The sequence below is a fragment of the Ramlibacter sp. genome, assembly GCF_036676645.1.
Lineage (GTDB): Bacteria > Pseudomonadota > Gammaproteobacteria > Burkholderiales > Burkholderiaceae_C > Ramlibacter.
On record NZ_JAKFCM010000040.1, the window covers coordinates 1 to 3,389 of the forward strand.

A 3,389-nucleotide genomic window follows, 5' to 3' on the forward strand; every position below is an offset into this window, starting at 1 on the left:
CTGGGCGGCCTGGAAGACTGCCCCTCCCACCTGCTGCCCGGCTTCAACGACCGGCTGGTCGCCCTGCTGCCCGCCCTGCTCGAACACCACTGCGGCGTCGGCGAGCGCGGCGGCTTTATCCAGCGCCTGCGCGAAGGCACCTGGGCCGGCCATGTGCTGGAGCATGTAGTCATTGAGCTGCTGAACCTGGCCGACATGCCGACCGGCTTTGGCCAGACGCGCAGCACATCGAAACGCGGCGTGTACCGCATGGTGTTCCGGGCGCGCGACGAACAGGTGGCCCGCACGGCGCTGGCCGAAGGCCACCGGCTGCTGATGGCCGCCATCAACAATGAAGCTTTCGGCCCGGCCGACGTGCAGCTTGCGGTGGAGAAAATCCGCGCCAAGGTCGATGACTGCTACCTTGGCCCCAGCACCGCGTCCATCGTGGGGGCCGCCACCGACCGCCGCATTCCGCACATCCGCCTGAACGACGGCAACCTGGTCCAGCTCGGCTACGGCGCCAGCCAGCGCCGCATCTGGACCGCCGAGACCGACCTCACCAGCGCCATCGCCGAAGGCATTGCCCACGACAAGGACCTGACCAAAAGCCTGCTCGCCACCTGCGGCGTGCCCGTGCCGGAAGGCGAAATCGTCAGCACCGTGGAGCAGGCCTGGGAAGCTGCGCAAGACATCGGCCTGCCGGTGGTCATCAAGCCCTCCGACGGCAACCATGGCCGCGGCGTGTCCCTGGACCTCAACACCCGGGAAGAAGTGGAAGCGGCTTTCCGCGTGGCCGAGCCGCATGGCAGCGAGGTGATGGTGGAGCGCTTCATACGCGGCCATGAACACCGCCTGCTGGTGGTCGGGGGCCGCGTGGTGGCAGCCGCGCGCGGTGAAACCGCCACCGTCACCGGCGACGGCCACTCGACCGTGATGGAGCTGGTGGACGCCCAGCTCAACACCGACCCGCGGCGCGGCCTGGAAGAAGACTTTCCCCTCAGCCGTATCGAAACCGACAAGGACGAAGCCATTGTGCTGGACCTGCAGCGCCAGGGCCTGACGCCGCACGCCGTTCCGGCGGCCGGCCGGCAGGTGCTGATCCAGCGCAACGGCAATGTCGCCATCGACTGCACCGACGAGGTCCACCCCGAGGTCGACCACATCGTGTCGCTCGCCGCGCGTGTCGTCGGCCTGGACATTGCCGGCGTCGATGTGGTGGCGCAGGACATCTCGCGCCCGCTGCACGCGCAGGGCGGCGCCATCGTTGAAGTCAATGCCGGGCCCGGGCTGCTGATGCACCTCAAGCCCGCCGAGGGTTCGCCGCGGCCGGTGGGCCGCGCGATTTGCGACCACCTGTTTCCCGACTCGCCCGACCACGCCCAGCCGGACGGCCTGAACAACAGCCCCTGCGGCCGCATTCCCATCGTCGGCATTGCCGGCTCCGAAGGCACCCAGCGCGTGGCCCGCCTGGTGGCCTGGCTGCTGCACCTGTCAGGCCGCTACACCGGCCTGGCCTGCCGCGACGGCCTGTTCCTGGACCAGCGCTGCGTCGATGCCTCCGACAGCGCGCACTGGGAAGCCGGCCAGCGCCTGCTGATCAACCGCACGGTGCAGGCCGCCGTGTTTGAAAACGGCGCCGAGACCATCTTGCGCAGCGGCCTGGCCTACGACCGCTGCCAGGTGGGCGTGGTCACCGACCTCGGCGGCGCCACCGGCCTGGCTGAATTCGACATCACCGAAGACGAGCAGATGTTCCGCGTCATGCGCTCGCAGGTCGACGTGGTGCTGCCCGGTGGCGCGGCGGTGCTCAATGCCGCCCATGAGCGCGTCGTCGACATGCATGACCTGTGCGACGGCGAAGTCATCTTCTACAGCACCGACCCCAAGGCGGCCGCCATTGCCAGGCATGGCGCCCAAGGCGGCCGTGCCCTGTATATCCGACAGGACCAGATCGTGCTGGCCACCGGCACCACCGAAGCTTTTCTGCCCGGCCTGGGCAAGCTCTCGGCCTGGCGCGCGCGGCGCGACCTGTGCGACAGCACGCTGCTGGCTGCCGTCGGTGCCGCCTGGGCATTGGGCATACCGCTCAATCTGATCGGCGCCGGACTGGAAGCCTTTGAAACCACCCCTAAAACTGCCGGGAGTGCAGAATAATGGAAGTGTCCCGCATCCGGGCCCTGCGCGGGCCCAACCTCTGGAGCCGCCACACAGCGCTGGAAGCCATCGTCGCCTGCACGGCGGCCGAACGGTCCATCGACAGCCTCCCCGGCCTGGAGCCGCGCGTGCGCTCGCTGTTTCCCGGCATGGGCGAGCTGCGCCAGACCGACCATGGCGGCCCCGTCTCGCTGGCGCATGTGCTGGAAGCTTCTGCGCTGGCATTGCAGGCGGCAGCCGGCTGCCCTGTCACTTTCAGCCAGACGGCCGTCACCGTGGAAGCCGGCACCTACCAGGTGGTTGTCGAGTACAGCGAAGAGGCGGTGGGCCGGCTGGCGATGGAACTGGCGCAGGCCCTGATTCACGCGGCCCTGCGCGACACCACGTTTGACCTGGACGCGGCCATTGCGCAACTGCGCGACCTCGATGAAGACGAGCGCCTGGGGCCCAGCACCGGCGCCATTGTCGATGCGGCCGTGGCGCGCGGCATTCCCTACCGGCGCCTGACCAAGGGCAGCATGGTGCAGTTCGGCTGGGGCTCCAAACAGCGCCGCATCCAGGCGGCCGAAATCGACGCCACCAGCGCGGTGGCCGAATCGATTGCCCAGGACAAGGACCTCACCAAAAAGCTGCTGCGTGCGGCCGGCGTGCCGGTGCCGCTGGGCCGGCCGGTCACTGACGCGGCAGACGCCTGGACCGTGGCCCAACAGATTGGCCTGCCGGTCGCCGTCAAACCGCAGGACGGCAACCAGGGCAAGGGCGTCAGCGTCAACATCAGCAGCCGTGAACAGCTTGAAGCCGCCTACCTCGCCGCGGCCGAGTATGGCGAGGTCATGGTCGAAAAGTTTTTGCCGGGCAGTGACTTCCGCCTGCTGGTGGTGGGCGACAAGCTGGTCGCCGCCTCGCGGCGCGATCCGCCGCAGGTGGTGGGCGACGGCCTGCACACCGTGCGCGAACTGGTCGACATCGTCAACCAGGACCCGCGGCGCGGCGAGGGCCATGCCACCTCGCTCACCAAAATCCGCTTTGACGACATCGCCGTGGGCCGGCTCGAGGCGCAGGATCTCACGCCCGAATCGATTCCCGCCAAAGGACGCCGCGTCATCCTGCGCAACAATGCCAACCTGAGCACCGGCGGCACCGCCACCGACGTGACGGACGACGTGCACCCCGCCGTGGCGGCACGTGCCGTGGCCGCCGCGAAGATGGTGGGCCTGCACATCTGCGGCGTCGACGTGGTCTGCGAAAGCATG

2 protein-coding genes are annotated in these 3,389 nt (G+C 68.9%); both read left to right on the top strand.

The window, feature by feature from the left end; genetic code table 11:
• Positions 1-2,136 (top strand): cyanophycin synthetase (locus V6M57_RS06670; RefSeq protein WP_332814210.1); only part of this gene is annotated, 2,136 nt, incomplete at its 5' end.
• On the top strand, positions 2,136-3,389 hold a 1,254-nt coding region (locus V6M57_RS06675; protein ID WP_442968787.1), incomplete at its 3' end, for a cyanophycin synthetase family protein. The genes V6M57_RS06670 and V6M57_RS06675, both read left to right, overlap by 1 nt.